The sequence below is a fragment of the Staphylococcus sp. EG-SA-2 genome, from assembly GCF_017152085.1.
This window is the reverse complement of sequence record NZ_JACYHC010000402.1, coordinates 1-6,665: the sequence shown is the minus strand read 5'-3', so window position 1 is coordinate 6,665 and position 6,665 is coordinate 1. Positions and strand designations below refer to the sequence as shown.

Here is a 6,665-nt window from a genome sequence, read left to right as displayed (position 1 = left end):
TGATCTTGAATAATACCTGGTGTATCATACATAAATGATGATTCATCTAAAGGAATATCTATCATATCTAAAGTTGTTCCAGGGAATCTTGAAGTTGTTACTACATCTTTTTCACCAACACTAGCTTCAATCAGTTTATTAATCAATGTAGATTTCCCAACATTCGTTGTCCCTACAATATACACATCTTCATTTTCTCGAATATTCGCAATTGATGATAATAAGTCGTCTATGCCCCAGCCTTTTTCAGCTGAAATTAATACGACATCGTCAGCTTCCAAACCATATTTTCTTGCTGTTCGTTTTAACCATTCTTTAACTCGACGTTTATTAATTTGTTTCGGCAATAAATCCAATTTATTTGCTGCTAAAATGATTTTTTTGTTTCCGACAATACGTTTAACTGCATTAATAAATGATCCTTCAAAGTCAAATACATCCACGACATTGACGACAATACCCTTTTTATCCGCAAGTCCTGATAATAATTTTAAAAAGTCTTCACTTTCTAATCCTACATCTTGAACTTCGTTATAATTTTTCAAGCGGAAACAACGTCTGCAAATCACGTCATCACGAAACATATTATGCTCTGGTACAAAACCAGGTTTATTTTTATCTTCAGATTGAAGTGGCGCACCACAACCGATACATTTTAAAATGTCAGACAATCAATTTTCCTCCCATGTGATATAACCTTTTTTACTGAAATGACGTAATAATCGTCTTTCAATTAATCTATTAACCTTAGTAATAAAGCCATCAGTTCGTTTAACTGGAACAACCATAATTGTATATAGACCTCGACGATTACCACCAAATACATCAGTAAGCATTTGGTCACCTATAACAACAGTTTGATCTGGTCTGATATTCATCTTAGTTATTGCTTTATCAAACGCTTTCCCCATTGGCTTTCTCGCTTTAAAAATAAAATCGATGTCTAAATGCTGACTAAAACTAGCAACACGAGACTCATTATTATTAGACACGATTGTAATAGTGATTCCTTTTTCATTAGCTTCCTTAAACCATGCTTTAACACGTTCTGTAGGTTCTTTAACATCCCAACCTACTAGCGTATTATCTAAATCTGTAATAATACCTTTAACGCCTTTGTCCACTAACTTGTCTAAATCAATTTGAAATATTGATTGAACATATGAATTCGGCATAAAAAACTTGCGAACTAAACCCATTTAACTCACCTTTACCTTTTTATAATTGAGACACTAATGCTTCAACAGTTTGACTTGATGATACAGCTGCTTTTTCTAAAAATGCTTCGAAGCTCATTTCCGCTTCTCCATTTGCTAAGTCTGAAACTGCACGAACTACAACAAATGGTACATTAAATTGATAACATGTTTGTGCAATTGCAGTTGCTTCCATTTCAACCGCCATCGCATTTGGAAATGCTTTTTTAATTTTTTGACGTTGTTCAACACTACCGATAAAGCTATCACCACTTACAATTAAGCCTACTTTAGCTGTTAATTGTTGTTGTTGTACAACTTGAGATACTTTTTCTATTAAAGGTTTACTTGATTGAAATGCTACCGGCATCTGTGGTATTTGTCCATATTCATAACCAAATGCTGTTGCATCCGCATCATGATATTTTACATCATCACTTATAAGAACGTCACCTACATTTAAACTTTCATCTAAAGCTCCAGCAGAACCTGTATTAATAATGACGTCCGGTTTAAACTTATTAATTAATAATGTCGTAGAAATTGCAGCATTAACTTTTCCAATGCCACTTTGGGTAATCACTACTTCTCTATCTTTTAAAATGCCAGTATAAAATTTAACATGTGCAACTGAAATTTCGCTTAATTGTGTTAATTTATTTTTTAATATTGTTACTTCTTCTTCCATGGCACCAATTATACCAATCATCCTTTGATTCACCTCTTTTAAAAAATCCTAGCATTTGTTATTTTATCACATTTTAATCACTACAACGACAAGTATCATGATTTTCATTACTGTATAAAACTTTTGCTTTATTTTTATAAAAAGCTCTTTCAATAACTTGGTATCATAAATAATTATTTTTGAACTCATAACAGTGAATTCGATGCTTCTAATTTGTCTATTTTTCAAAAACTAATCATATCAATTACATCAACCAATCGTGTCAAGAAACTTTATTAAATAACAGGAAAATGATATGTTTAAAATAATAATGATGAAATAAGAGGATTTTACAATGGCTGAAAATAATCAAAATAGTCTCGTAACAAAGATAGCTACATACGGCAGTTTTATTGCAATTGCGTCGTTTGTCATTTTATTTATAAGTATATTTTTAAAGTTTTCATTTAATATCGAGTTTATAGCAACAATTATGAACATATGTCGCTACACTCTAATTCTAGGATTTATACTTATGTCCTTACCTGATGTTGTTGATAAAAACATCAAGAAAATTATATTCGATGCATTTATTATCATCGTCTTTATCTTCTTTTTACTATAGTAGTTTTATTTTGTAATTACACAGTTAATCATATTTGTTTCGTATCGAATTCCTGTGTGCATTAAAGATAATTCTAATAGAAAATAGCAGTAAGACTTTTCTAAGTGTTAGCATCCTTACTGCTGTTTTCATTTGTAACAATATAATGTCAGGTACTTTATATTTCACTGTCAAAGATTATTAATGATTAACTTAATTAAATTATGATTTGAATAAATAGATATCTAAATGCAATTTGTCTCTATTGATAGTTTTATTATCAGCATACATTTTTAATACCTCATAACCATACTCACCATTTAAATTATAAAAATTATATTCTATATTTTGTTCATCATCATTATGATATTTAACATACCCTTTAACAATGTCGCCACCTTGTTCGTACAACTTATACTTCTCATTCAAATAATTTCTTAATTGAACATCTAATTCTTGAATGGTAACAATTTTCTTTTTTCGTTTTTACTGCAGTTAGTTCTATTTCTGTTTGATGTCCGTCAATCCATAAATTAGAAGGTATATTCTTATAATCATCTTATTTATTATTGTCACTTAAAGTAACACCACCATAACTACATTGCGTTTTATTGGTTGCTCCCCCATGACATTCATAGCTATAGCTTCCAGCATATATATCGATATTCTTATTTATAAATTTCTTTGAAAGTGCCTCATTTTCGAATTCAACTTTAAAATCCTTTTTCGAAGCAACATTTACGAACATGTCATGAAATAACAAATCATGCTTCAACAGTCTATCGTTTGTGTTTTTATTTTCAAGCTGAGTTGGATTGATGAATGACATCTTAGCATTACTTAGACGCTTTGAATCAAACTTACTTTTATGATGTAAGTCTGAATATTCGATTGCACTCGCTGAATTTGTAAAAATTCCTTCTAACAATAATATTAAAATAAATCCTGTTAAATATTTAACTTCAAACTCCCCCAAAACAATTATTAATTTACATTTGAGAGCGAGACATAAATGATAAACAGGCTGGGACATAAATCAATGTTCTATGCTCTACGAAGTTATATTGGCAGTAGTTGACTGAACGAAAATGCACTTGTAACAAGCTTTTTTCAATTCTAGTCAGGGGCCCCAACACAGAGAATTTCGAAAAGAAATTCTACAGGCAATGCAAGTTGGGGCGGGGCCCCAACATAGAAGCTGGCGGAAAGTCAGCTTACAATAATGTGCAAGTTGGGTGGGACGACGATAAAGAAATACTTTTTCTATAGAAATTAGTATTTCTTATACATGAGTTTTACTCATGTATTCCTATTTTTAAGTACACATTAGCTGTGGCTAATGTGTAAGAACCACTACATAATAAATCATTAGTGGCTCTTTATCATTTCTGTCCCACTCCCTTGAGCCTACAATTTTGATTATGTATCACGTTCATAATACTTTCCAATTTGAAATACCCTGTTCGCAATTATTAGTTGAGTTATATCAACCAATACAGTGTAAACATAAAAATTCCAAACCGTTTAACAGTATATCAGAAAAAATGATAATCATTTCTTTTATTTTTATTAAATTTCATAATGATTCATATAATATTCGCATTAAAACATCACAATACTGATACACAACAAAAAGAGCAGTACATTTGTCATGCACCACTCTCAACAAATATATTTTTCAATGAAGCAATTACGCGATCTTACAAATACTATAAGTATAGCTGAATCACATATTATATTTATTTTATAATCGAATTTAGAAATTCATCACTTATCTCATAAATTATTGGTCTACTTTTAATTTTAACTAAGTAGTTATCATATTTTTTAATTGTATTATTAATTTTTACTCTTCCTACTCCCAATATGTTTTCTAAATCAATTAATGTTAATCTATTTCTTTTATTTCCAAACAATTTATCCATTGAAAGGAGATACAAAAATTCATAATCTATCTGTTTATAATGACTAGTTAAATAAAGCGTTAATTTTTCAGTCGCATCCATTTTTGGTATTAACTCATCAAGTATTCTTTCTTGTCCTGCTATCAATAGCTCAAGCATTGTGTCAATAAATTCCGTCAAATCACCACAATTCAAATGATTTGAAGCAGTCATAAACGCCTTGTAATATTTCGATTTATTTCTATTTATAACATATGAAAATGTCAAAGCAGTATAATTATCATAATAATCACTCAAGAGCTTGGCAATTATAAATCTTCCAACTCTACCATTGCCATCATAAAAAGGATGTATATATTCAAACAGATAATGACTAGCCATGATTTTGAACGGCTGAGGCGCATCAAAATATTTTAAAAATGTTAGCATTTCACCTATATATTCAACAATTTTGGTTTCAGGTTGTAACCCAACATGTATATATTTATTCGTTGACCCATCATGCACACCGACAAAATTTTTACGAAATAGCTCTCCATCTAACTTATCTTGTTCGTTAATTTCATTTGAAACTAATTTATCATAAATCGCTCTAATGTCTCTTACATTATCAACTTTAATTTTTTTATTAAGTTCTATCTCTTTATATTGATCCACGAGGCCTCTGAACTTAAGAAATTCTGATGCTTGGTTATTTAACGCATGTGCAATCTCTTGTTTAGTACTAAATACATTTTCAATTTCATTAGTACTTTGTAATTCATCGATTAATAAATCATTAAAATATTGTTCTCTAGCTGCATATGGTAAAGAATTAAGTGCTCTATCAATTTTTCTACTATTAATTGATATTAATTCTTGTTTTTTTGATAGATTTTTAGTCACCATAAAGAATAGAGGATATTCCAAATCATTAACTTTTTTTCCATTTTCCATAGGTATGATATTAATATTAGTATTGAAAGAAGCTAAAGAATTAAATCTTTTAGTATACTCTTCCTTCATTTTACTTTCATTGTGTTCATGAAAAATACTTTTTAAAGTTCTGTAACCCATTTGCAGCCTCCTCTACTCATTTAAAATGTATTTTTTGTCCAATAAATCCATTTTCATTAGATTAGCTAAATATTATCACTTTTTTTCTTTAAAAACTATATAAATAACTATTTTCTCAATCAATAGAAAAAGATTTTTCATCACAACAAAAAGAGCAGTACATTTGTCATGCACCACTCTCCCTTAAAATATATCTAATTATGCTTTATAAATGAATCACCGGAAATCAAAATATATCTTGCCTAATACTAACAACATTTACAGTGATGCTATTAGTCGAAATGTCTTTTAAAATAACTGAAGTACTTCTTTGAATGAGAATATACCTGTCAATATTGTAACAAGTACTGCAACGATACCAAAGATGAACATCCAATTTGGGTGTTTATAATCACCAACAATTGATTTCTTTTTACTTGCAATCAAAATTGCACCTAACGTAATAGGTAAAATCCATCCATTTATCGCGCCTGCTATAATTAAAAGGCTGATTGGTTTTCCAATAAATAAGAAAATCATTGTTGAAATAACGATAAACACAATCACAATTAAATTACTTCTTTCGTTAAGTGATTTATGAAGTGTTTTTAAAAATGTTGCGCTTGTGTATGCTGAGCCAATTACTGATGACATAGCTGCAGCAAATAACACAATACCAAAAATATTCTTTCCAATTGGTCCAATTGCGTGTTCAAAAACTGACGCTGGTGGATTTTCAGAACTTAGTGTCACACCTGTTACAACAACTCCTAATACCGCTAGGAATAGTAACGTTCTCATAATACCTGTAGTTAAAATACCAGCAATTGCTGATTGATTTACAAATGGTAAATATTGCTTACCTTTAATGCCAGAGTCTAATATACGATGTGCACCTGCAAAGGTAATATAACCACCTACAGTTCCACCAACTAACGTAATGATGGGCAAGACTAATTTCATTGGATGTTCTGGCGCAAATGTATGCACAAAAGCATCACCATAAGGTGGATTAGAAACAAACATCACATATGCCACAACTAAAATCATCACAATACCAAGAATCATTGAAACAACGTCCATAATTTTTTGGCCACTTTTACTTACAAAGATTAATATTGCAAAGATTGCAGTAATAGCTGCGCCCCATTTTACATCTAATCCAAAAATTGCATTTAAACCTAAACCGGCACCAGCAATATTACCAATATTAAAAGCTAGACCACCAAATGCAATCAATATTGAGATAACAGTACCAA

The 6,665-nt window shown here is 30.2% G+C and carries 6 protein-coding genes and 1 pseudogene; 1 reads left to right on the top strand and 6 read right to left on the bottom strand.

The window, feature by feature from the left end; all coding sequences use genetic code 11:
- From yqeH to mtnN, 3 genes are all read right to left on the bottom strand, one after another.
- The coding region (gene yqeH, locus IDG60_RS03945; protein WP_206160511.1) for a ribosome biogenesis GTPase YqeH at window positions 1-671 on the bottom strand (671 nt) is incomplete at its 3' end.
- Window positions 672-1,199 (bottom strand): YqeG family HAD IIIA-type phosphatase, encoded by a 528-nt coding sequence (locus IDG60_RS03940; RefSeq protein ID WP_000524903.1) that lies wholly within the window; start codon window positions 1,197-1,199, stop codon window positions 672-674. It lies immediately after the preceding gene.
- Window positions 1,200-1,218: 19 nt separating this feature from the next.
- Entirely contained in the window at window positions 1,219-1,905 is a 687-nt protein-coding gene (mtnN, locus tag IDG60_RS03935) for a 5'-methylthioadenosine/S-adenosylhomocysteine nucleosidase (protein WP_000579275.1), read from the bottom strand.
- A 313-nt stretch (window positions 1,906-2,218) separates the two neighbouring features.
- Between mtnN and IDG60_RS03930 the strand changes: the two genes are divergently transcribed.
- The gene (locus IDG60_RS03930) at window positions 2,219-2,488 is read left to right on the top strand and encodes a hypothetical protein (protein WP_000829749.1); all 270 of its coding nucleotides are present in this window, start codon (window positions 2,219-2,221) and stop codon (window positions 2,486-2,488) included.
- A gap of 201 nt (window positions 2,489-2,689) precedes the next feature.
- On the opposite strand, the pseudogene IDG60_RS03925 reads toward IDG60_RS03930, so the two are convergent.
- From IDG60_RS03925 to IDG60_RS03915, 3 genes and pseudogenes are all read right to left on the bottom strand, one after another.
- Window positions 2,690-3,443: pseudogene (locus IDG60_RS03925) on the bottom strand (exotoxin OB-fold domain-containing protein).
- Window positions 3,444-4,206: 763 nt separating this feature from the next.
- Window positions 4,207-5,427, bottom strand: coding sequence for a Fic family protein (locus tag IDG60_RS03920; RefSeq protein WP_000542318.1), 1,221 nt, complete (start codon window positions 5,425-5,427; stop codon window positions 4,207-4,209).
- 288 nt (window positions 5,428-5,715) lie between these two features.
- Window positions 5,716-6,665, bottom strand: a 950-nt coding sequence (locus IDG60_RS03915) for an NRAMP family divalent metal transporter (protein ID WP_206160510.1), incomplete at its 5' end; no start/stop codon positions are given.

Bases quoted from the DNA above. Each gene is read 5' to 3' on its own strand.
- IDG60_RS03940 (WP_000524903.1), bottom strand. From the start codon at position 1,199: ATGGGTTTAGTTCGCAAGTTTTTTATGCCGAATTCATATGTTCAATCA.
- mtnN (WP_000579275.1), bottom strand. From the start codon at position 1,905: ATGATTGGTATAATTGGTGCCATGGAAGAAGAAGTAACAATATTAAAA.
- IDG60_RS03930 (WP_000829749.1), top strand. From the start codon at position 2,219: ATGGCTGAAAATAATCAAAATAGTCTCGTAACAAAGATAGCTACATAC.
- IDG60_RS03920 (WP_000542318.1), bottom strand. From the start codon at position 5,427: ATGGGTTACAGAACTTTAAAAAGTATTTTTCATGAACACAATGAAAGT.